This is a genomic window from Pedobacter foliorum (genome assembly GCF_013266735.1).
GTDB lineage: Bacteria > Bacteroidota > Bacteroidia > Sphingobacteriales > Sphingobacteriaceae > Pedobacter > Pedobacter foliorum.
On sequence record NZ_JABSNU010000014.1, the window covers coordinates 111,158 to 133,315 of the forward strand.

Here is a 22,158-nt window from a genome sequence, read left to right on the forward strand (position 1 = left end):
AACAGACCACAATAGATTAGATTATGAGAAAAAAAATAGTAGCAGGAAATTGGAAAATGAATTTGGATTATGCTGAAGGCATATCATTATTTTCAGAAATTGTTAACATGGTTAGAGATGAAAAAAAAGGAGATCAGTTAGCTGTTATCTGTGCTCCATATATTCATTTAAATAGTTTAGCACAACTTGGTGGTGATGTAGTAGGAATTGGTGCTGAAAATTGCCATGAAAAAGAAAGTGGTGCTTACACTGGTGAGATCTCTGCTAAAATGATAAAATCTGTTGGTTGTGGATACGTAATCGTAGGTCACTCAGAAAGACGTCAGTATTTTGCTGAAAGTGATGAATTATTAGCACAAAAAACAATTGCTGTTCTTCAAAATGATTTAACTCCTATTTTCTGTATTGGCGAAACACTAGAAGAAAGAAATAACGGTACCTATTTTGAAGTTTTGAAAACTCAATTGGAAAATGGAGTTTTTGGATTAAGCGCTGCTGACTTTTCTAAAGTTGTTATCGCTTATGAGCCTGTTTGGGCTATAGGAACTGGCTTAACTGCATCATCTGATCAGGCTCAGGAAGTTCATGCTTTTATCCGTAAGGAAATTGCTGCTAAATACGACAATGCAATTGCTGAGAATACAACTATACTTTACGGAGGTAGCTGTAACCCTAAAAATGCTGCTGAACTCTTTGCTCAAAATGACATTGATGGTGGTTTAATTGGTGGCGCATCTTTAAAATCAAGAGATTTTGTTGACATCGTAAAAACATTCAATTCTTAATGCAATATATACAAGTTACTTTCAGCTTCACCGAAGTTCAGGATTATCAGAAAGATTTACTGATCGATGAATTAGCAAATATTGGATACAATACATTTGAGGATACATCAGAAGGATTCGATGCTTTTGTGGATCTTGATCATTTTAATGAGCAGGCTCTAAAAGAAGTGATGACTCAGTTAGATGGTGAACTTGAGTACACCTATAATGTAACGGAGATTGCAGCTGAAAACTGGAATGAGGAATGGGAAAAGAATTTTGAACCATTAATCATTGACGATCAGTGTTATGTAAGAGCTACTTTTCATCAACCACAACCTCAGTATAAATATGAGATAGTGATTGATCCAAAGATGGCCTTTGGTACTGGTCATCACCAGACCACAACAATGATGATGCAATATATTTTATCTACTGATGTTAAGGATAAAGTGGTATTGGATATGGGTTGTGGAACAGGAATATTAGCCATTTTAGCTTCTAAAAGAGAAGCTAAAATGCTAACAGCAATTGATAATGATGACGTTTGCTATGAGAGCACATTAGAAAACTCATTACTAAATAATATTACAAACATCACTGCATTTTGTGGTGGTAAAGAGGTTATTCCTGACACCGTTTTCGATATTATTCTTGCAAACATAAACAGGAATATTCTTCTAGACCAGATTTCAAGATATGCTGAGGTGCTTAAGGGAAATGGCAGCATTTTCTTTAGTGGTTTTTATGAATCTCCTGATCTTGAAATGATAACCGAAGCTTGTAAAGAGTTTGGTATTAATTATGTGAGCCATAAAAAGATTGGTGAATGGGTGGCTGCTCATTTTATAAAGGGTTAATTGAACCTTAGAAATTTCAGAATATAAAATTATGCGTATACATTTTATCGCTATAGGTGGCAGTGCCATGCACAATCTTGCCATTGCTTTACATAAAAAAGGCTATCAGGTTACAGGCTCCGATGATGTCATTTTTGAACCATCGAGTAGTAGATTAGAAAAGCATGGGATATTGCCCAAATCTATGGGTTGGAATGAAGGTAACATCACAGAAGATCTGGATGCTGTTATTTTGGGTATGCATGCACTCGTGGATAATCCGGAGTTGTTAAAAGCGCAGAGCTTAGGCTTAAAGATATATTCTTATCCAGAGTATATCTATGAGCAAACTAAGGATAAACTTCGTGTAGTAATAGGTGGTAGTCATGGTAAAACAACCATTACATCTATGATATTGCATGTGCTGAACTATTACAAAAAAGATTTCGATTATCTGGTTGGTGCCCAATTAGCTGGATTTGATACAATGGTTAAGGTTACAGACGCTGCCCCCTTAATTGTTATTGAAGGGGATGAATACCTAGCTTCGCCAATTGATCGCAGACCGAAATTTCATTTGTATAAAGCGAATATCGCTGTGATTAGTGGGATCGCCTGGGATCATATTAATGTATTTCCTACTTATCAGGATTACACTAAACAGTTTGAACTGTTTATAGATACAATTCAACCTGAAGGAAAGTTGATTTTCTGTAACGAGGATCAAGACCTTAAGACAATTGTTGAGCAGTCCAAAGCCCCGGTTGAAAAAATAGGTTATGGTATTCCGGAGCATGAAGTAAGAAACGGAATAACTTATTTGTTGCCAGATGAAACGGCGCTTAAGGTATTTGGTGATCATAATTTGATGAATCTTAATGCTGCGAAGCTTGTGTGTAAACAGCTAAACATTTCTTCAGAAGAGTTTAATAAAGCAATTGCTTCTTTTACAGGAGCGGCAAAAAGATTAGAACTTTTGAATAGTTCAAATGAAACTAATGTTTATAAAGATTTTGCTCATTCTCCATCAAAGTTAAAGGCTACCATCGAAGCTGTAAAAACTCAGTTTACTACACGAAAATTAGTTGCCTGTATAGAGTTGCATACGTTTAGCAGTCTGAATAAGGATTTTCTTGCTCAATATGCAGACACAATGAGTAACGCAGATGTTGCAATTGTTTACATTGATGAAAAAACATTTGAGCATAAGAAAATGCAACCATTTACTAAGTCTGAGGTACAAATAGCGTTTAACGATGATAATTTGCAGTTTTTCAATGACTTCAGTCTATTGGAAAGTTACTTACAAAGTATAAATTTTTACCGTACTAACTTGTTGTTAATGAGTTCTGGAAATTTTGGTGGACTTGATCTTACGAAATTGGCACGTGAGTTGAATACGATATCTTAATTAGAACAAACAACAATAGTACACCTAAATTTTAAACATGAATATCATTGGTAAAAACATTAGACAGCTGCGCCAAAAAAATGGCTGGAGTCAAGGTGAAGTAGCAAAACGTCTAAATATTTCCATCCCTGCATTTTCAAAAATCGAAACTGGAATTACTGATATAAACATATCGAGGTTGGCGCAAATAGCTAATCTGTTCGAAGTTTCTACTATGGATATCATTTCAAAAGAGGGTGAAAATCCTCAGTCTATCAATTTCGAAGAAATCAATAGCTTAAGAGACAAGCTTTCTCAAAGAGAAGAGGAGATCATTAAACTTCAAAAGAAGGTGATTGACCTTTACGAAGAAATTCGCGAGAAATAAGTAGTTAAGAGAAAATTTTGCGCATAGTCAGGTGTCGCTTCCCAAAAGTGGCACCTGTAGCTTGATGAATTGATAGCATCTTATCATTAAAATCACCTACCCAGGATAGTTCAAGTTCATCGTACTGATCAAGTGGTAAAACATACTCCTTTAATTTTATAAAAAGTGCCGATTCTAATCCATGCTTTTGAAAGGATTTTTTTGTACCCATTACAATAGCACGCATTCTATTAACACCAACCCAGCGTTTGTACACAAACTTTAGCTTTTCAATTAAGCCAAGCTTTCCATTAAAGCCTTTAATCATTTGGTTAGCATCAGGTATAATAACTACAAAGGAAGCAGGTTCACCGTTTATGTAAGCAAACCAAATTAGTTTTTCATCCATTATTGCTTCCATCATTTTGAAGCTCTCCTGCAACGTTTCTTTTTTGATTGGTACAAAATTGTCAAAGTCTTCCCATCCATCATTGTAGATTTCCATTAAGTCGTTAACATATTTTTCAGCATTCTTTTTCGAAAAATGCTCAAATGTATATCCTGGTTTATTAGCAACCCAGTTTGCAATCTTTGTGAAGCGCTCAGGAAATGGATTTCTTACTGCAAGATGATTGGTTATTTGTTCATATTCAGTTTTGAATCCGTATTCAGTGAAAAAATCATGATAGTAGGGGTGGTTGTAATTCATTCCAAATGAAGGTGGAGTAAAGCCCTCTACCAATAGCCCCCAGAATGAATCGTTTTCGCCAAAATTTATTGGGCCATCCATAGCTTTCATACCATTCTCTTCAAGCCACAATTTTGCAGTGTCAAATAATTTAAAAGCAGCTTTTTTATCATTAATACATTCAAAAAATCCCATCCCACCGGTAGGTTGGTCATATTGAAAAGCTTTTTTCTCATTTATAAATGCAGCAACCCTTCCTATTGTTTGTCCACTGTTATCTCTTAATAACCATCTGTTGCACTTACCATGCTTAAAGAAGGGGTTTTTATCAGGGTTAAATATTGTATTTATATCCTGGTCTAATGGACAAATCCAATTTTTATCATCTTTATAAATAAATCGGGCAACTTCTAAAAAATCTTTACTGGTTTGTTTATCAGATACAGGTATAATTGTCATGCTTGATGATTGGGAATAAAATAAAAAGCATCCCAAAGGGATGCTCATAAACTATTATATTTTTAGTTACTAGTAGTCGTCATCGTCGTCATCAGAACCAAAACTATCAAAAGTATCAAGATCATCTAATGGCAAGTCAAAATCGTCGTCATCATCGTCATACTTTTTCTTAGTACTAATTTCGTCTTGCGAATCTTCCATCTCAGCTTCTGGATCAACTAGTGGACTTTTCTTAATTGGTTTCTTTGGAGTTTTCATTACAAAAAATATAATTCCCTAAGGTTTTTATTTATGAGTTAAATTTACAAAAAATCTTTTTAAATCAAAAGAACGATGTTTTTTAAGATTTTCTGTATTTCAAAAGTAAGATAATTTGAAATTCCGCAACGAATTTTTTTTAAAAAAAATAGATCAAAAAAAAATGGTAAAGCTATGAACTTTACCATTTTTTAACACACAAATGAAACCTGAATTGAGATATAGTTTTAGGTTAGGTAAAATATCTTTGATCAATTCTATAAGAACGCTTTTTACAAACTCTGTTTGTTTTAATATCTATAACAAGTTTAAGGCAAATTTTGAAACGATTAATTTTTAATTAGTGAGTGGTATAAAAAATTGAGTAAACGGTATTTTACCACTTTAATGGGATAGAAATTGAGACAAATGTGCCCGAATTACCGTTTTGTTTTATCTCCATTTGTATAGGATTTACTTCAACACGATTTAGTAGGTTGATACGCTCTCTGGTTAAATCCATGCCTTTGCTTACATGGTGTCCCTTTTTATCTCTAAGCGAATTATCAATTCCAATACCGTCATCAATAATTTGTATCAGTAAATATTCGGTACCTACTAAACTTATATGTATATCAATGTTGCCACCTTCTTCCTTGGGCATTATCCCGTGCCATATAGCATTTTCTATATAAGGTTGAAGAAGCATAGAAGGAATTAAAGTTTCTTCTTTATCTATAGCCTTATTAAGTGTAATGGAGTAGTTTAATTTACCACCAAATCTTTTCTTTTCCAGGCTTAAGTATAATTCCAGATACTCGATTTCTTCTTCAAGAGATATAAAACTCTTAGTACAAATTTCAAGGTTCTTTCTGATGAGTCGGGCAAAGCCGGTTAATATTTTATTTGCCGATGTTGTATCTTTTGTATTTATGTAATGCTGTATAGAGTTCATAACATTAAATACAAAGTGTGGGTTCATCATTGCCTGTAAAGCCCTTTGCTCAAGCATCAGGATTTTATTTTTTAGCAGTAGTTGTTCCTGCTCCTTGTTTTTTCTCCTTTTAGTTACAAAAACAGCTACCTTATAAAATACAAAACCTGCTAATACAAAAGTCAACGCAAGAAACCACGGTGTTTGCCAGAAATGACTTTTTAAGATAAAGCGGATCCTGGTAGGGCTACTCCAGTCACTATTATTCGTTTTTGCACTTATTTCAAATACATAATCACCAGGTTCCAGCGAAGAAAACTCTAGCCTTCTGTTCTTTGTTTCAGTCCAATTGGCGTTAGATTTTAAACGATAGCGGTAAACAATGTTTCTATTTTGAAAATCAATGGCACTATAATAAAATGAAATATTATTATCAGATGGATCTAACGTATGATTCGTTTCATTTAATCCTAGCTTTATTTTATTATTTATTATTGATGAGATTAATACCTTGGGAGGATCATTAATTGTTTGAGCTTTGTTAATGGTAAAATATACTAAACCACTATTGGTGGCGAAGTATGCATAATTATTATCAATGTATAATGAGTTAACATCATCCTTAAGCAGTGCATTAGTATATTCAAATGTTTCTACAAGCGTTTTTTGATTGTATAGTGAAACCTTGTTAATACCATTATTAGTAATTATCCATACATCATTATCCTTAACAAATAGCTTTTTACAAATATTGTCTGCAAGCCCGTCTCTTTGAGTTATAACCTTTATTACTTTTCTATTTTTTATAAAAATAATTCCATATCCATCGGTAGCAAGTACTAAGGTGCCGTCATTTAACTCTTTTATATCATTAATTCGTCTGGTTAGAAGGCTGCTTCTTTCATAGTAACTATATAAAGAACCATTAGAAAACTCTGATAATCCATTTATATTAGAAAACCAAAGGTTCTGATTCTTATCAAAAAACACACAATAAGCCCTGTTGTTAAAAAAATCGGTACCTTCTTTAAAATACAATGAGCTAAATTCAAACTTGCCGACAGAATATGGTAGAATAACTACACCAGATGATAGAGCAAGGGATAAACTTTTGTCTTTTGCAACGCTAAAACTTTTAATTACAAACATTGAGTTGGTAGCTTCCCTTAAGTAGTCTATTTTTTTATTACTACCGTAAATGTTTGCTATTCGGCCTAGCCCATATTCCGAAGCAAAATAAATAGTCTGGTTGGCTGTATCTAGTGTCAGTTGCTTAATAACATTGTACTTCTTTTTATCCGGTAGTGAGATTTTACTGATCGAAAGATTAACAGGATCAAGAATGTTAATGTCGGCTTCATCTAATCCTAACCAGAAATGATTTCGGTTATCTTTAATTACACTTTTTATAACGTCGCTGCTTAATCCGTTAGATTGATTTATTATGTAAAGCCGTTCATCACTTTTTGGAAGCATATAAATCCCATTATTAGTAGTAAACCACATATTACCTTTCGAATCCTTTATAACCTGGCTTGAGGATATATTGCTGAGGTAGGTAGTCATTTTGCCGGAATGATCAATAAAATATATTCCTGAAGCATTGCTAACCCATATATCTTTGTTTTCATCTAAATAAAAGAAACCTGGATCATTATTTAGTAAAGCAGGATCAATTTTTAATTGCAAATGCTTGGCTGTCCCATTTTGAAGGTTCAGTCCGTTTTGATCCAGAAAAGCGAATGTTTTATCTGAAAGATTTAATCCTGATTTATAATTCAGTAATAAAGATTTGTGAGGCACTACCATAAATTTTGAACCATCAAAAGTTCTAACAGATCTGTTGCTATAAATCCATATTTTTCCAGACCTATCTTCGTGTACAAAGCTATTAATGAACTGCCTGTTGCCATTGGCAGAGATGTACTTCATAATAGATTTCCCATCCCACGTTACCAGAACATTTTTGTTGGTACCAAACCAGATTTTGCCTTTGCTATCTTCAAAAAAGGAAACAATAACGGCGTTAAATCTTAGCTGTTTAAGCAGTTTATTGTTTGTTTCGTTATAGAACTTTCCGTTTAAAAAGTAGCTTAATTGTCCGTTTAATGCCAGGAACCATATTTTACCACTTTTATCCTCTTTAATTTGTAGAATCTGATTATCAGGAAGGCCGTCATCAACTGAGAAATTTTCGAACACTTTTCCGTCAAATCTGCTTACGCCAGCGTCTGTGGCCACCCATATATAACCCTTGGAATCTTGAAGTGTATAAAAACAACTATTACTCGGAAGACCGTCTTTTGTACCGAAATGCTGAAGGTATGTACTTTGAGAATAGGCAGATAAGCTAAGAATTAATAAAACAATTAGTGTACTAAGGGAGATTGTCCAATTTCTTATCTTATTTATCACTATCAAAGTTAGTATACGATTTAATTTTTTCCATAAAATCACTTGCACGTCTTCTGGAAACCGCAATTTTATCACCAGTTTTTAATATGAGTTCCAATCCATTTTTCGAATTGTATTCTCTAAGGTAATTAAGGTTCACTATACTCGATTTATGAACCCTTATGAACTGATTATCGGGAAGTATCTCTTCATATTCTTTTAAAACCTTAGATACAGTTATTTTATCCTTGTTAGCCAGATGGAAAACAGAATAATTGCTGTCAGCTTCAATATGAACTATATCATCAATACTTACCAAGCTATATCCCTGCCCATTAGGCAAGCTAATTTTACGTATCTCGTTTCGTTCAGAAAGATTTACAGCTAGATTTTGGAGACCTTCATTACGATTACTCTCCGTTTTACTTAAGGCAATATATTTTGATGCTTTATTAACAGCTTCCTTAAGCTCATCAATATCTATTGGTTTAAGTAGGTAATCAAGAGCATTGGCTTTAATCGCTTTTAATGCATATTGATCATAAGCAGTAGTAAAAATAACATGCGTACTAGTGGATTGTATTTGAGGAATCAAATCAAATCCATTCTCTCCAGGCATTGCAATATCAAGAAAAATTAAGTCAATAGTATGATGAGCAAGTAGGTTCCGGGCCTCCGAAACGGACTTGGCTATACCAGAAATATGGATATTCTCGCAGTTTTCCTGCAATAAGAAATATAAGGAGGAACGAGCAAACTCTTCATCGTCTACAATAATAGCATTCAGCACAGTAATAGATTTTTATATGGTGAATTTATTAAAAAAATGAACGATTGAAGAATATTTCTTTCAAACACCGAAAACCGAACACATTTTTCTTTCGTAAGTGCCATTATACAACATTAAACAACCAGGCTTAACAGATCTTCGAAACCTGCCCTGCATGCTTCATGATCTTTAAAACTTAAACTAAAAAATTATGAAAAATTTACAAGAACAAGAAAAGCAAGAATTGCTGCCAGTAGAGAGGAGTGTTTTCACAGCCCCATTGCAACGCCGTTCTTTTCTGCAATTTGCAGGAGCAGGTGCAGCAGCTGTAGCATTGGTAGCTGCAGGCTGTAAAAAAGACAAGAATAATGACGGGCCTATGGTTCCGGGTGGAGTTACCCTCGACTTTAAAGACGATTTCGGAGTTTTGAATTATGCTTATGCTTTAGAACAACTGGAAGCTGCTTTTTATATCAAGGTAGCATCAAATCTACCATCAGGTTTTACTCCAGAGCAAAAAACATATTTTCAGGATATTCAATTTCATGAAATTGCACACAGAGAGTTTTTCAAAAAAGCTTTAGGTACCGCTGCTATAGGTAGTTTGGAAGTTAATTTTGAATCTATAGATTTTACATCAGCTTCAAGTGTTTTAGGAGCTGCAATGGCTTTTGAAGATTTAGGTGTTGGTGCTTATAATGGCGCAGGTAAACTCCTTACAACTCCTGATTATTTAGTTTTGGCGGGTAAAATTGTTTCAGTTGAGGCACGTCACGCAGCCTATATTCGTGATTTAATTTCACCTGGATCTTTCGCTTCCAGTCCGCAAGTTGATGATAGTGGTTTAGATAAAGCTTTGTCGCCTAAAGATGTTTTAGCTGCTGCAGGGAAATACATCAAAACTAAAATTAACGTAACTAACCTGGCTTAACCTTAAACTTTAGAAAACATGAATATCGTAAATATATTAGAAGAAATTGAAAAAGTAGACGGTGAGATCTATGAGAGATTAAACCCGAGAAGATCTGCAATGAAGGATTTTTATAACATGGGAAAAAAAGTAGCTTTGGCAGCAATGCCATTAGCCTTAGGTTCTATGTTTACAAAAGCTTATGGACAAAGTACTCCAGCTACAGTTACTGATGTTTTAAATTATGCTTTAACATTAGAGTATTTGGAATTCCATTTTTATAACCATGGAGTTGAAGCTGCTCCTGGATTAATTCCGGCTGGGTTGCCACTAGGCGCGATTAAAACCATTCGTGATCATGAAAAAGCACACGTGGCTTTACTGAGAGGTGCTTTGGGTGGAGCTGCAATACCAGCTAAAGCTTATACAGATTTTGATTTTACTGCGGGTGGAACCTTTGCTGATGTATACACTAACTACGATACATTTTTAGCTGTAGCTCAGGCATTCGAGGATACTGGTGTAAGAGCCTATAAAGGACGAGCTACGGAATTAATGAGTTCGCCTGGTGTGTTAACTGTAGCATTACAAATTCACTCTGTTGAAGCACGCCATGCTGCTCATATACGTACGATGCGTGCTGCAAGAGGAGCTATGATTAAACCATGGATCAGTCTTGGTGCAGGTGGCGTTGCGAATGACACTGGTATTGCAGCCGTTAATCCTGTTTATGCAGGTGAAGATACCGAAAAGCAGGCCACTATTCTAATAACCGGCATTGCAACAGGAGTTACTAAAGCCGCCGCAGTTGAATCATTTGATGAGCCTTTAACTAAGGAAGCTGTTTTGGCTATTGCAGGATTGTTTATAAAATAAAAGGGTTGTTTAAGTTTAAGATGGGGAAGGGGACAATAGTCCTCTTCCTTTTTTTATTCATCATAAAATCTTAATAATTGATTACCTGCTCTTCTAAATGCTCAGGCAAATCACGGTAGTTATATTGTTGGCCGCGTAACTGAGGCTCAAAACCTGCTTCTCTAATCGCATCTTGTATACCTTTGGCAGTAAAGCGATGCGGAGCACCAGCTGCCGAGACTACATTTTCTTCGATCATAATAGAACCAAAATCGTTGGCACCTGCATGTAAACATAGTTCAGCGACGCTTTTTCCTACAGTTAACCAAGATGCCTGTATGTTTTTAACATTTGGTAACATGATTCTACTTAAAGCAAGCATTCTTATATATTCATCACCTGAAACATTATTACTAATACCTCTTAATCGTTTTAATAAAGTGCCGTCATCTTGAAAAGGCCAAGGAATAAATGCTAAAAATCCTTTTGCATTTGCCGGTTTTTCACTTTGAACCTCTCTTATCCATACTAAGTGCTCAAATCGTTCTTCAATGGTTTCAACATGGCCGAACATCATTGTTGCAGAAGTCGTAATGTCAAGCTGATGAGCTGCACGCATTACATCCAACCATTCCTGTCCACCACATTTTCCTTTTGAAATTAATCTCCTTACCCTATCATTTAATATTTCTGCTCCTGCACCCGGTAATGAATCCATCCCAGCCTCTTTAAGTGCTTTTAAAACTTCAGTATGAGAAATACCCTCAAGTTTTGCAACATGTGCAATCTCAGGTGGGCCTAAGGCATGTAATTTTAAATCAGGATATAATTCTTTTAATTGCTTAAACAGATCTGCATAAAATTTCAAACCTAAATCAGGATGGTGACCGCCTTGTAGTAACAATTGATCTCCACCTAACCTAAAAGTTTCTTCAATTTTTACTTTATAAGTTTCTATATCCGTGATGTAGCTTTCATCATGTCCTGGTCTTCTAAAAAAATTACAGAATTTGCAGTTAGCAATACATACGTTGGTGGTATTAACATTTCTGTCTATCTGCCAGGTAACTTTACCACTTGGTACTTGCTTCTTCCTTAATTCATTGGCAACATAAGCCAGCTCAGCGGTAGCTGCATTATTATATAAAAAAACACCCTCTTCTTTTGTTAAAAAGTCGAACTGTAAAGCCCTTTGGAGTAATTCGGCAGTATTCATAGCACAAACTTAGATAAAATTGACGCTTTTATTTTCAATCCTATGCAATATTTTCAACGCGGTCATAAATGCTAACACAGTTTTATCTAAGTTTGCCTGAATTATTTTTAATCTATGGTAGACTTTAATCGTTTTACATTACCTAACGGACTTCGCGTGCTTGTGCACGAAGATGATACTACGCCAATGGCGGTATTAAATATCCTATACGATGTTGGCGCACGTGATGAGGAGCAAGATAGGACTGGATTTGCGCATTTATTTGAGCACCTTATGTTTGGTGGATCAGTAAATATTCCTAGTTACGATGAGCCTTTGCAAAGAGTAGGGGGAGAGAATAATGCCTTTACCAGCAATGATATTACTAACTATTATATTACACTTCCGGCTGTAAATCTGGAAACCGCTTTTTGGTTGGAAAGTGATAGGATGCTAAGTCTTGCCTTTTCAGAAAAAAGTCTTGAAACACAGCGTAACGTAGTTTGTGAAGAGTTTAAACAACGTTATCTGAATCAACCATATGGCGATGTTTGGTTAAAACTTAGACCATTAGCTTACAAAAAACATCCTTATCAATGGGCAACTATCGGTCAGGACTTAAAGCAGATTGAAGATGCGAAAATGGAAGACGTTAAAGCGTTTTTCAAAAAGCATTATAACCCACAAAATGCCATTATGGTTGTAGGTGGTAATGTTAAAACTGAAGATGTTAAAGCGCTTGCAGAGAAATGGTTCGCACCAATTCCAGCAGGTGATAAATACGAGAGGAATCTTCCTCAGGAACCATTGCAAACAGAAGCGCATACCGAGACTGTTAAAGCTGATGTGCCTTTGAATGCCATTTATATGGCTTTTAAAATGCCGGCCAGACAGGATTCTGAGTATCAAAGTTTCGATCTGATGTCTGATATCCTTTCTCAAGGACAATCGTCTAGGTTATACAACAGTTTGTTAAAAGAACAGCAATTATTTAGTGATATACATGCCTATGTTACCAGTAGCATAGATGAAGGATTATTTGTAGTTGAAGGAAAACTTGTACAGGGTGTAACCATTGAAGCTGCTGAGGCTGCAATATGGGCTGAACTAACAAAACTTACCCATCAGGAAGTTACAGAAGACGAGATCACTAAAGTGAAAAACAAATCTGAATCTATCATGGTATTTGCAGAGATGAGTTTATTAGATAAGGCGATGAATCTTGCCTATTATGAATTGTTGGGTGATGCCGCCGGACTAAACACAGAAATAGATAAGTATTTAGCCGTTACACCTGAACGTATCCTACAAGCAGCTAAAAATACCTTTGTAAAAGAGCAATGTTCCACCTTATATTATTTAAACGCCAAAGATGCTTAATCGTACACTAGCCCCTGAATCATTACAGGTTAATGAGATCAAATTTTTAGAGCCTTTAGCGCAACATCTTGACAATGGTATACCTGTTTTTACCATCAATGCAGGTAAACAAGAACTTGTAAGAATAGAATTTATATTTGAAAATGTAAACTGGGACGCATCAAAACCATTGCAGGCAGTGGGTGTTAGTCACTTGATTAACAATGGTACAGCTAAACTTAGTGCAAAAGAAATTGCAGATAAGGTAGATTACTACGGTGCATTTTTACAAACTGAATATGGTGCAGATCAATCGAGCGTTAAACTATATACACTCAATAAACACCTGCAATCAGTATTGCCTATTTTAAGATCAATCTTAAATGAAAGCATTTTCCCTGAGCAGGAGTTGGCTATTTTTGTTCAAAATCAGAAACAATCGCTACAAGTAAATCTTCAAAAGAATGATTTCCTTGCCAGAAGACAGTTTGCAAACTCGATTTTTGGAGATACACCTTATGGGTCAAATATTGATGCAGAAGATTATGATGCATTAAAAAGAGAAGATCTTCTCAATTATTTTAAAGCAGCTTATAAGCCAGAGAACTGTACAGTTATAGCTGCCGGAAAGTTCGAAGAAGCTGAGTTCGCTATATTAAATAGTGTTTTTGGAAACCAATGGGATAATACTGAAGCTTCGGTAGTTAATAAGCTTACTTTTGAGGCGAGTCCTAAAGGCGAGCTTTTGATCGAAAGACAAGAAGCTATCCAGTCTGCTATAAGGATGGGTGCATTGAGCATTAGCAGAAATCATCCTGATTTCCCAGGTTTTCAGGTATTAAACTGTTTGCTAGGTGGCTATTTCGGATCAAGGTTAATGGCCAATATCCGTGAGGATAAGGGTTATACTTATGGAATAGGCTCGGCAGTTGTTTCTTTAAGAGATGCCGGTTATTTCTTTATTGCAACTGAAGTAGGAGCAGAGGTATGTGGTAATGCACTTATCGAAATAGAGAAGGAAATCAACCTGTTAAAAACAGAATTGGTATCAGATCAGGAATTGGATCTTGTACGTAATTATATGTTAGGCTCTATGCTTGGTAGTTTAGAAAATGCATTCTCACATGCTGATAAGTTCAAGAATGTTTATTTCTCAGGATTGGATCACAACTACTACGAGAACTACATTACAACTGTAAAAACAATTACTTCGCAGGATTTGAAAGATCTTGCGGGTAAATACTTAAATACAGAAAACTTCACAAAAGTTGTTGTAGGTAAGAAATAAAGAAATTGGTGGTGTCCAAAAAGGTTTAACTTATTGTTTGATTATGCTTCTCGCTATCCTGAATTTATTTCAGGACCTCGCAACAGAAAGAAAACCCTGCTAGTGCGAGATCCTGAAATAAATTCAGGATGACGATCGATTAAATAGCAAATTAAAACTTTTTGGATACCGTTATTCGATTTTAGCAAAAATCCCTTTTTGCTTATCTGCCTGATATATCTTTTTAGAAAATGCAACGTAATCATTGTATTTCTCCGGTGGATATTTCTTGTTGTTAATCATTTTTGTGCGACTGTAAACAAGGCTATTGTCTTTCTGAACTACTTTAGCCGTATACCTGCCAAATTCAGATTCAATCACAATATCCTTCGGCATAAATTCAACTTTATAACCTTTTGGGATATTATAGACAATCTCATCTTCATCAGAATAGCCATACTTTACATTGAAGTAGGTTTTTCGATTCTCAATAGGCGTAATTACATTCTCCTGTCGATTGATCAGATTTAACATAACAAACAATTTATCTCCACCTTTAGTCAAAATCTGAGAAGCTTTTAAATCAATTTTCTCATTAAGTACAGCCGCCTCTTTATTTGGTTGATTAAAGTTGAAAGTGCTGATCTGCATATTTGGTATACTAAGCGAATTCATCAATTTTTTTCGCTGTTCCACAGGTTCAAGTAATGTCATTCCTAGATTGTCTTCATATTGAGCATAGCCATATTGGGTTTCAATACTAATCACTGCAGAACCTTCTTCATCGAGGTTTACTTTTGTTATGCGTTTCTGATAATTATTGGCAGGACTATAATAAGGAGTCTGGGCTAATTTGCCTCCTGATTCTGTAATCAGTAAAACTGTTCTGTCCGAATTGTCGTTGCCAATATATCCTGGTGGTACAAATTGGCTAGTGCATTCCAACCATGTGGTGTCTTTTTCTTGAGGTACACAAAGAATCATATGGTTTGCCTGATTCAGACTAGCAAATTTCTTATTCAGGGAGGGCATATCATTGCCTATTACTACAAGATTAGATTTTATGCCTGCTTCTTGTAATAAGGCTTTCATGTAATTGGATAGAGCCTTGCAATCACCGTAATTTACAGCAGCTACTTTCTCAGCCGAAATAGGTTTATATCCACCAATACCTAATTGTACGCCAACATACCTCGTGTTAGATTGCAAGTAATTATAAAGGATTTTGATTTTATCTTTTTGAGTTCCTACTCCTTTAATAAGACTTTGAACTTTCAATTTAACAGCATCTGGTAATACCTGTCCTCCACTACTTAACCCATAAATCCAAGCTCCTAAATTGGTCCAATTTTCGATATTTGCTTTAGAATTATCATATTCGAGTTGATTGGGAGCTAAAGTTACCCATGGACTTATATTTGATATACCGGCACTCATTGGTTCGTATTCAAGAGCTTTTACATTCTCGCAGCTCCACTTGTATTGCATTTTATCTTTTACCTTTAAAGAATCAGTTTTAAGTCCTGGGTTTTTCAGATATTTAAAAGTCATCGTTTCAGGTATTTTAAAAGTATATTCTGATTTTTCTACTGACATGCCCCATGAACTTACCGGTCTCCATGAGGGATAAAAGCGAATTCCACTATAGTCAACACTATAACTGTACTCTATGGTGTATGGGAAACTGGTGTATAGAAAATCTAAAAATTTAACCCTGCTGTCGTCGTAAAGTGTTCCGCTAGAAACAGCACTTCTATCTTTAAAATCTGAGCTTTTATACTCTTTAACTTTATTGCCCTTACCATCGTATAAGGTTGCTTTTAAGTTGTGAATGCTAGAGAATTTATCATAAAACTCATGCATTTCTGATGAACTTTCTGCATTCTTATTAAGTAAAGTTACTGCAGTTTTATAATCATACACCGCATTTCCAGGGTCTTTTACTTCATACGTAACGCTTTCGTTCCTAACAACCATTGAAGCATCCTTGAGTAAATCAGGAGAAATTTTGCTTACATCATATATTCCTTGAGCTCCTACCTCTGTAATCATAAGCAAGCCAATAATAAATAACCCTAATCTTTTCATCACTAGCTCTTTTTAAGTACAATTTGTTCAGACTGCTTTCTTACAATATTTTTAAATAACTCCTTAAGGTGATGGTATTCCTCAGGAGTGTATAAAGATTTCTTAAATGATATCTTACTACTGATCACTAGTTTTCCAGGTTCATTGGCAAACATGAAGGTAAATGCTGCAGATTCTTCCGGTAAAATGATTTTCTCATTTTTAGGAACTTTGTCTATCTGGTATTCTTTAGGATAGTCTAAAGTAATCCTAATCGATTTTTCAGTTGGATGCCCAAAGTCAACCGGAAAGTTTCTTTCTTCTAATTTGAAGGGATTCTCTTTAGTTCTTTCATAGAAAAGGGGGGTGAAATAAATTAAATTTCCTGCTTCTTCTACATTATCATCAATACTGATATCCATAGTTTCAATAAGAGATTCATTAATGTTGGTAAGGTTTTCGATCTTGTAATTTTTAATACCGAAACCAGGTTTTCCATCTTTATAGCTTTTCAGAAAGTCAGCTTCATTTGTTGCAGACAGATAACTTTCCCGACGATCTAAGGCTTCATAATTAGTGCTTGCCAGATACATTTTACCTGTAATCTTATTTTCTGCATCAAGATTTAAAACATAATTAACGCTTTTCCGACTTATTGTTGGATCCTCTATTGAAATCCAATCAGCCGTTTCATCGGCGAAATTAACTTTTAATCCTTCATGACACAGGTTGTCAAAACCGATCATATTAGGTGTGTGATTTTTGTCAGTGGCATCTAGGAGGATAGATTTTTCACCTATCTGTGCAACAACAATAACGTTATTAAATTCGGTTAGCATTGGAAAACCCGGATGTGCACCATGAGATCTTGTGCTTAATAAAACTGGAAAAGCATCAATCTTCGCTTCCGTTAACAAAGTCAATAAACACAAATTTATATCGGCAGAGTTACCTGCTTTCTTTTCAAATATTGATTTAGGGTTAGTTTCTGAAGTATATCTTTCAACATCATTATTGTATTTAATATTGTTTTTTACGTAATTAAATACCAGTGAAAGAATGGTGTCCTTATCTGTGTTTGTTTTTATAATTTCTTTCAGTAATGTTTTACTAAAACCTCTTCTATTTGCAAACAAGCCAAAATTTTCGTCTTCTTTTAATCTTTTTACAATTTTGGGCCATGTAGAAGTAACGTCGCGATAAACTGCACCTGGCACCGTTATCGAACTTAATTCAAAACCAACTCTGCTCACATAATCCTTCATTGTTGTTATGAAGTTCTCAGTTTTTAAACCAGGAACATTCTCTACCTGATAATGTAATTTTAAGGATTTTGCATTTAGTGTATTTGTTCCCGACATAAAAGTCTCATTAATCATTTCCTCTTGAGGATTTATAAATAAGTATCCTCCGGCGGTGATTTTGTACTTGTAATATTCAGGAATTCTTATTTCGTACGAGGAGTACAGCACTGGTATTTCTTTTTGAAAATACCATGAACGTAACGTAAATATAAAGTCTGATTTGATTTTGTATTTAAATTCAACAATAGATCCTTCCTTCACATTTGGAAGAGCAAACTTTTTTAGTGTAAAGTTTTTGTCCTGTTTTTCAGAAAACTTTGATTCTTTATTCAGTTTACTGATAACAGTTTTACCGGCTTCCAGATTATAGGTAGCACCATCCATATACTCTAAATTCTCTTTATTACCATTATTTCCATACAATTGGATTTCGAGATTCGCATAATCATAACCTGTTTTGTTGATGATTTTGTATCTCATATGGCGTTCGAAAACGTAAATGAACTCACCTGTTTTTACACTAAATTCAAACCATCCTTTGCCAACATCAAATAATGCTATAGCAGAGGCCGCGGAGTCAGTACCATTAACTTTAGTGTCAAATTCACTAAGTTCAATTTTCCCGTATTTAAATGTTCTTGGTTTTACTTCTTTTTGTTGCGCGTAAGAAGATAGAGTGCTTACTAAAAGCAAGCCAAATAGAATCGATTTTATCGTATCCATGAGAGTGAAATTTATTTAGCAATAATAGGTATATCCAGAAAACAAAAGCGCATAAATAGTATAATATTTTTTACAATTAATCTTTTTGTAAGATATATTTACGTCATGAACCACAAACTAACCTACATAGCTCTTCTTTTAATACTCACTCAATTTAGTTTTGCTCAAGACAAAGCAAAATATAAAGTTTGGAATCCTGCTAACGACACTTTAACTGTTCTTGAGGGACAAGGCTGGCCTAAAAAAGTAAAAGATTATTACGATCGGTTACCAGCAAAAGCCGAAGGTTTAGTGCGTTCTGATGTATGGAACTTATCAAAAAATAATGCGGGTGTTAATTTACGTTTCCGCACCAATTCAAACCAAATTATTGTAAAGTATGCAGTTAAAGGTAGTCTGCAAATGTCCCACATGCCTGCCACAGGAGTAAGTGGAGTAGATTTATATGCTAAAGATAGAGACGGTAAGTGGCTTTGGAGTAGTGGTTCTTTTTCCTTTGGCGATACTATTACCTATCGTTTTAATAATTTAGCTGAAGCTAATGACCCTGATCGGGAGTATACGCTTTATTTACCCTTATGTAATTCTTTAAAGTGGTTGGAGATTTATGTGCCTAATGAAAAATCATTTGCGCCAATGCCCTTACATAGGGAAAAACCAATAGTTGTTTATGGAACCTCAATAGCACAAGGTGCCTGTGCAACCAGACCAGGTTTAGCCTGGACCTCCATCTTGCAACGAAAGTTAGATCAGCCAGTAATTAATCTTGGGTTTTCGGGTAATGGTAGATTGGAAAAGGAGTTAATTGATTTGTTGACAGAAATTGATGCTAAATTATACGTTTTAGATTGTCTGCCTAATCTTACAGGAATATCTAAAGAGGATCTTATGAATAGAATTGAAACCTCGGTGCTTGAATTACAAAACAAAAGACCGGGTGTTCCAATCTTGTTAACAGAGCATGATGGTTATACAGATGAGCTAATAAGCCCTAAAAGGAAGACTGAATACGAAAAACCAAACCTAGCTTTAAATGAAACATTTAAAAAGCTACAGGAAAAAGGCATAAAAAATATATACCTGCTTTCTAAGAATGAAATAGGTCAGGATATTGAGAGTATGGTTGATGGCGTGCACCCTAATGATCTGGGTATGATGAACTATGCAAATGCCTACGAGAAGATCATTAAAAAGATCTTAAATCAGCCAGAAGGAAATGTTAATACAGCAAAACCAATAACACAGTATCGTGAACTACCGGGGTACGATTGGGAAAAAAGACATAATCAAGTATTGATGCGTAATAAAATCAATCCACCGCAGTTGGTGTTTATGGGGAATTCAATCACTCACTTTTGGGCAGGCGAACCATTAGCACATACTGCCAGAGGTACAGAATCCTGGGACAAATACTTTAAGGATAAAAACCCCATAAATATGGGATTTGGATGGGATAGGATAGAGAATGTATTATGGCGCGTTTACCATCGAGAGTTGGATGGGTTTGCTGCAAAGCAAATCGTGTTGATGATTGGTACTAATAATTTGCAATTTAATTCTGATGAGGAGATAGCTGATGGCTTAAGGGTTTTGATTCAAGGAATAAAAGCAAGGCAACCCGAAGCAAAAATATTTGTTCTGGGTGTACTTCCCCGTAAGGAAATGGAGCCGCGTATAGTTAAATTAAACTTGCTATATGCTAAAGTAGCACAGAGTTTAAAAGTTAAATATGCAGATGCCGGGAATCTTTTTTTGAATAATACAAAGAAGGTAAATGAAACATTATTTACGGATGGATTACATCCTAATGCTCAAGGTTATGAAAAATTAGGAGCTTTTATTAATAAGCAGATTACCAATAACTAAGCTTCATCGTATTAAGGGTGTAAAATGAAATTTACGCAACCGTTTGTGTGAAAAAAACTTTTCAAGACTGCATATAACCTGTGTATATTGGTGGTACTAAACATTTAGACCTAAGGTCAAAACGTATTCTTAACCATTATTAAACACAAGATGAAACCAAACCGTAGAAAATTTTTACAACAACTGGCAATAGGTTCCGGAGCTGTAGCTATTGGGCTTCCAACATTTGCCCATGAAAATGCTCCTAGTGATCAGGAACTTTTAACTGCATTAAATCAAGGCAATAGTAGCCAACGATTCAATATGAGCGGATATGCTGCTCCGAAAATTGATAAAGTAAGAGTAGGAATCATTGGCCTTGGAATGAGAGGCCCGGGTGCGGTTTCAAGATTGTCGTATATAGAAGGTGTAGAAATTAAAGCGCTTTGCGATAAATTGCCAGCAAGAGCAACAGCTGCTCAGAAATACCTTACCGAAAAAGGTTTACCTAAAGCAAAGGAATATTCTGGCGAAGATGGCTGGAAGGAAATGATTGAGAAAGAGGATCTTGATTTAGTTTATATCTGTACTCCTTGGCATTATCATACTCCGATGGCTGTTTATGCAATGGAACATGGTAAACATGCTGCAACTGAGGTTCCTGCCGCACTTACTCTTGAGGATTGCTGGAAACTTGTAGAAACATCAGAAAGAACACGTAAGCATTGCATGATGCTTGAAAACTGCTGCTACGATTTCTTTGAAATGCTAACCTTAAATATGATACGTAACGGCATGTTTGGCGAATTAATTCATGCTGAAGGTGCATACAATCATGATTTGCTAAGCTTGAACTTTAGTAAAACAGGCTATCAGGATATGTGGAGACTGAAGGAGAATATCAATTTCAATGGAAATTTATATCCTACTCATGGACTTGGGCCAATCGCTCAGTGTCTTAATATCAACAGAGGGGATAGGATGGATTACCTGGTTTCTGTATCTACCAACGATTTCCTGATGGCAGCAGAAGCAGAGAAGTTAGCGCAAAAAGATGATTTCTATAAGCAATTTGTAGGTAAAAACTACCGCGGAAATATGAATACGACAACCATTAGAACGGTTAAAGGTAAAACTATGATGCTACAGCATGATGTGTCGACACCAAGACCATATTCAAGACTTCATGTATTGAGTGGTACAAAAGCTTCAGCTAGTAAGTATCCTGATGAACATATTGCTATTGGAGAAGAGTGGGTGAAAGACGCAGAATTGCAAAAATTGTACGAAACTCACAGTCCTGCAATTATTAAGCATGTTGGCGAGATAGGTAAAAAGATTGGTGGCCATGGCGGTATGGACTTTATCATGGACTGGCGTTTGATCGATTGTTTACGTAATGGGCTGCCATTGGATCAGGATGTTTATGATGCTGCTGCATGGAGTTGTATCATCCCGTTAAGTAAAAAATCGGTATCTAAAAGATCTAATAGCGTTGATATTCCAGACTTTACAAGAGGGGCTTGGACTAAAAATACACCTGTAAACTTAACGCTTGATGGTGGTGGTAATACTACTGTAAGAAGCGTTAAATCATAGACTTAATAATATTCTTTAATAAAAAGGAAGGCCCTGTATCATACGATACAGGGCCTTCCTTTTTATTCTCCCCGTCATCCTGAATTTATTTCAGTTTATATGTTTGAAGTAGCAAATTTCAACGTGTAAATTTATTATAAAAACAGCCATGGGAAATGTAACTTTAGGCAAAAGCCTGGACTTCAGTGGGCAA

General features: G+C 35.3%; 17 protein-coding genes. 10 read left to right on the plus strand and 7 right to left on the minus strand.

From position 1 onward, the window contains the following. Positions 1 to 23 precede the first annotated feature (23 nt). Genes tpiA through HQN83_RS21430 form a run of 4 tightly spaced genes read left to right on the plus strand, consistent with a single transcriptional unit; the run spans position 24 to position 3,381 of the window. Positions 24 to 785: a triose-phosphate isomerase gene (gene tpiA, locus HQN83_RS21415; protein ID WP_173093186.1), complete on the plus strand. Its 762-nt coding sequence runs from the start codon at positions 24 to 26 to the stop codon at positions 783 to 785. Further along, positions 785 to 1,624, plus strand: coding sequence for a 50S ribosomal protein L11 methyltransferase (gene prmA, locus HQN83_RS21420; RefSeq protein ID WP_173093188.1), 840 nt, complete (start codon positions 785 to 787; stop codon positions 1,622 to 1,624). Before tpiA ends, prmA begins: the two co-directional genes overlap by 1 nt. 31 nt (positions 1,625 to 1,655) lie before the next feature. Next, entirely contained in the window at positions 1,656 to 3,014 is a 1,359-nt protein-coding gene (locus HQN83_RS21425; protein WP_173093190.1) for a UDP-N-acetylmuramate--L-alanine ligase, read from the plus strand. Between the two features lie 37 nt (positions 3,015 to 3,051). After that, entirely contained in the window at positions 3,052 to 3,381 is a 330-nt protein-coding gene (locus HQN83_RS21430; RefSeq protein ID WP_173093192.1) for a helix-turn-helix domain-containing protein, read from the plus strand. Positions 3,382 to 3,385: 4 nt separating this feature from the next. Here HQN83_RS21430 and HQN83_RS21435 read toward each other — a convergent pair whose 3' ends face one another. The 4 genes from HQN83_RS21435 to HQN83_RS21450 form a co-directional block, all read right to left on the minus strand. After that, a complete protein-coding gene (locus tag HQN83_RS21435) occupies positions 3,386 to 4,507 on the minus strand; it encodes a GNAT family N-acetyltransferase (protein ID WP_173093194.1) in 1,122 nt (373 codons plus the stop codon). A 69-nt stretch (positions 4,508 to 4,576) separates the two neighbouring features. Next, the gene (locus HQN83_RS21440; RefSeq protein WP_173093196.1) at positions 4,577 to 4,765 is read right to left on the minus strand and encodes a hypothetical protein; all 189 of its coding nucleotides are present in this window, start codon (positions 4,763 to 4,765) and stop codon (positions 4,577 to 4,579) included. A 376-nt stretch (positions 4,766 to 5,141) separates the two neighbouring features. Further along, positions 5,142 to 8,093, minus strand: a complete 2,952-nt coding sequence (locus HQN83_RS21445) for a ligand-binding sensor domain-containing protein (protein ID WP_317172529.1) — start codon at positions 8,091 to 8,093, stop codon at positions 5,142 to 5,144. Continuing rightward, positions 8,083 to 8,862 carry a LytR/AlgR family response regulator transcription factor gene (locus HQN83_RS21450; protein WP_173093200.1) on the minus strand — a complete coding sequence of 260 codons (780 nt, stop codon included), beginning with the start codon at positions 8,860 to 8,862 and terminating at the stop codon, positions 8,083 to 8,085. The genes HQN83_RS21445 and HQN83_RS21450 overlap by 11 nt, the downstream gene beginning before the upstream one ends. 190 nt (positions 8,863 to 9,052) lie before the next feature. Here HQN83_RS21450 and HQN83_RS21455 point away from each other — a divergent pair, with 190 nt between their 5' ends. Next, on the plus strand, positions 9,053 to 9,772 hold the full coding sequence (locus HQN83_RS21455; protein WP_173093202.1) for a ferritin-like domain-containing protein: 720 nt from the start codon (positions 9,053 to 9,055) through the stop codon (positions 9,770 to 9,772). An 18-nt stretch (positions 9,773 to 9,790) separates the two neighbouring features. Continuing rightward, entirely contained in the window at positions 9,791 to 10,627 is an 837-nt protein-coding gene (locus HQN83_RS21460) for a ferritin-like domain-containing protein (protein WP_173093204.1), read from the plus strand. A 70-nt stretch (positions 10,628 to 10,697) separates the two neighbouring features. On the opposite strand, the gene mqnC is transcribed toward HQN83_RS21460, so the two are convergent. Beyond that, positions 10,698 to 11,822 carry a cyclic dehypoxanthinyl futalosine synthase gene (mqnC, locus tag HQN83_RS21465; RefSeq protein ID WP_173093206.1) on the minus strand — a complete coding sequence of 375 codons (1,125 nt, stop codon included), beginning with the start codon at positions 11,820 to 11,822 and terminating at the stop codon, positions 10,698 to 10,700. 114 nt (positions 11,823 to 11,936) lie between these two features. Between mqnC and HQN83_RS21470 the strand changes: the two genes are divergently transcribed. Then, positions 11,937 to 13,181 (plus strand): M16 family metallopeptidase, encoded by a 1,245-nt coding sequence (locus HQN83_RS21470; protein WP_173093208.1) that lies wholly within the window; start codon positions 11,937 to 11,939, stop codon positions 13,179 to 13,181. Next, on the plus strand, positions 13,174 to 14,448 hold the full coding sequence (locus tag HQN83_RS21475) for a M16 family metallopeptidase (RefSeq protein WP_173093210.1): 1,275 nt from the start codon (positions 13,174 to 13,176) through the stop codon (positions 14,446 to 14,448). Before HQN83_RS21470 ends, HQN83_RS21475 begins: the two co-directional genes overlap by 8 nt. Positions 14,449 to 14,619: 171 nt before the next feature. Here HQN83_RS21475 and HQN83_RS21480 read toward each other — a convergent pair whose 3' ends face one another. Together HQN83_RS21480 and HQN83_RS21485 are read right to left on the minus strand one after the other, a co-directional pair. Beyond that, complete coding sequence (locus tag HQN83_RS21480) at positions 14,620 to 16,515, minus strand: DUF3857 domain-containing protein (protein WP_217277446.1); 1,896 nt, start codon at positions 16,513 to 16,515, stop codon at positions 14,620 to 14,622. A 2-nt stretch (positions 16,516 to 16,517) separates the two neighbouring features. Beyond that, positions 16,518 to 18,521, minus strand: a complete 2,004-nt coding sequence (locus tag HQN83_RS21485; RefSeq protein ID WP_173093214.1) for a DUF3857 domain-containing protein — start codon at positions 18,519 to 18,521, stop codon at positions 16,518 to 16,520. Positions 18,522 to 18,626: 105 nt separating this feature from the next. Between HQN83_RS21485 and HQN83_RS21490 the strand changes: the two genes are divergently transcribed. Next, entirely contained in the window at positions 18,627 to 20,387 is a 1,761-nt protein-coding gene (locus tag HQN83_RS21490) for an SGNH/GDSL hydrolase family protein (protein ID WP_173093216.1), read from the plus strand. 150 nt (positions 20,388 to 20,537) lie between these two features. After that, entirely contained in the window at positions 20,538 to 21,965 is a 1,428-nt protein-coding gene (locus HQN83_RS21495) for a Gfo/Idh/MocA family protein (RefSeq protein ID WP_173093218.1), read from the plus strand. Positions 21,966 to 22,158: the final 193 nt, after the last annotated feature.

Bases quoted from the DNA above. Each gene is read 5' to 3' on its own strand.
- tpiA (WP_173093186.1), top strand. From the start codon at position 24: ATGAGAAAAAAAATAGTAGCAGGAAATTGGAAAATGAATTTGGATTAT.
- prmA (WP_173093188.1), top strand. From the start codon at position 785: ATGCAATATATACAAGTTACTTTCAGCTTCACCGAAGTTCAGGATTAT.
- HQN83_RS21425 (WP_173093190.1), top strand. From the start codon at position 1,656: ATGCGTATACATTTTATCGCTATAGGTGGCAGTGCCATGCACAATCTT.
- HQN83_RS21430 (WP_173093192.1), top strand. From the start codon at position 3,052: ATGAATATCATTGGTAAAAACATTAGACAGCTGCGCCAAAAAAATGGC.
- HQN83_RS21435 (WP_173093194.1), bottom strand. From the start codon at position 4,507: ATGACAATTATACCTGTATCTGATAAACAAACCAGTAAAGATTTTTTA.
- HQN83_RS21440 (WP_173093196.1), bottom strand. From the start codon at position 4,765: ATGAAAACTCCAAAGAAACCAATTAAGAAAAGTCCACTAGTTGATCCA.
- HQN83_RS21455 (WP_173093202.1), top strand. From the start codon at position 9,053: ATGAAAAATTTACAAGAACAAGAAAAGCAAGAATTGCTGCCAGTAGAG.
- HQN83_RS21460 (WP_173093204.1), top strand. From the start codon at position 9,791: ATGAATATCGTAAATATATTAGAAGAAATTGAAAAAGTAGACGGTGAG.
- mqnC (WP_173093206.1), bottom strand. From the start codon at position 11,822: ATGAATACTGCCGAATTACTCCAAAGGGCTTTACAGTTCGACTTTTTA.
- HQN83_RS21470 (WP_173093208.1), top strand. From the start codon at position 11,937: ATGGTAGACTTTAATCGTTTTACATTACCTAACGGACTTCGCGTGCTT.
- HQN83_RS21475 (WP_173093210.1), top strand. From the start codon at position 13,174: ATGCTTAATCGTACACTAGCCCCTGAATCATTACAGGTTAATGAGATC.
- HQN83_RS21480 (WP_217277446.1), bottom strand. From the start codon at position 16,515: ATGAAAAGATTAGGGTTATTTATTATTGGCTTGCTTATGATTACAGAG.
- HQN83_RS21485 (WP_173093214.1), bottom strand. From the start codon at position 18,521: ATGGATACGATAAAATCGATTCTATTTGGCTTGCTTTTAGTAAGCACT.
- HQN83_RS21490 (WP_173093216.1), top strand. From the start codon at position 18,627: ATGAACCACAAACTAACCTACATAGCTCTTCTTTTAATACTCACTCAA.
- HQN83_RS21495 (WP_173093218.1), top strand. From the start codon at position 20,538: ATGAAACCAAACCGTAGAAAATTTTTACAACAACTGGCAATAGGTTCC.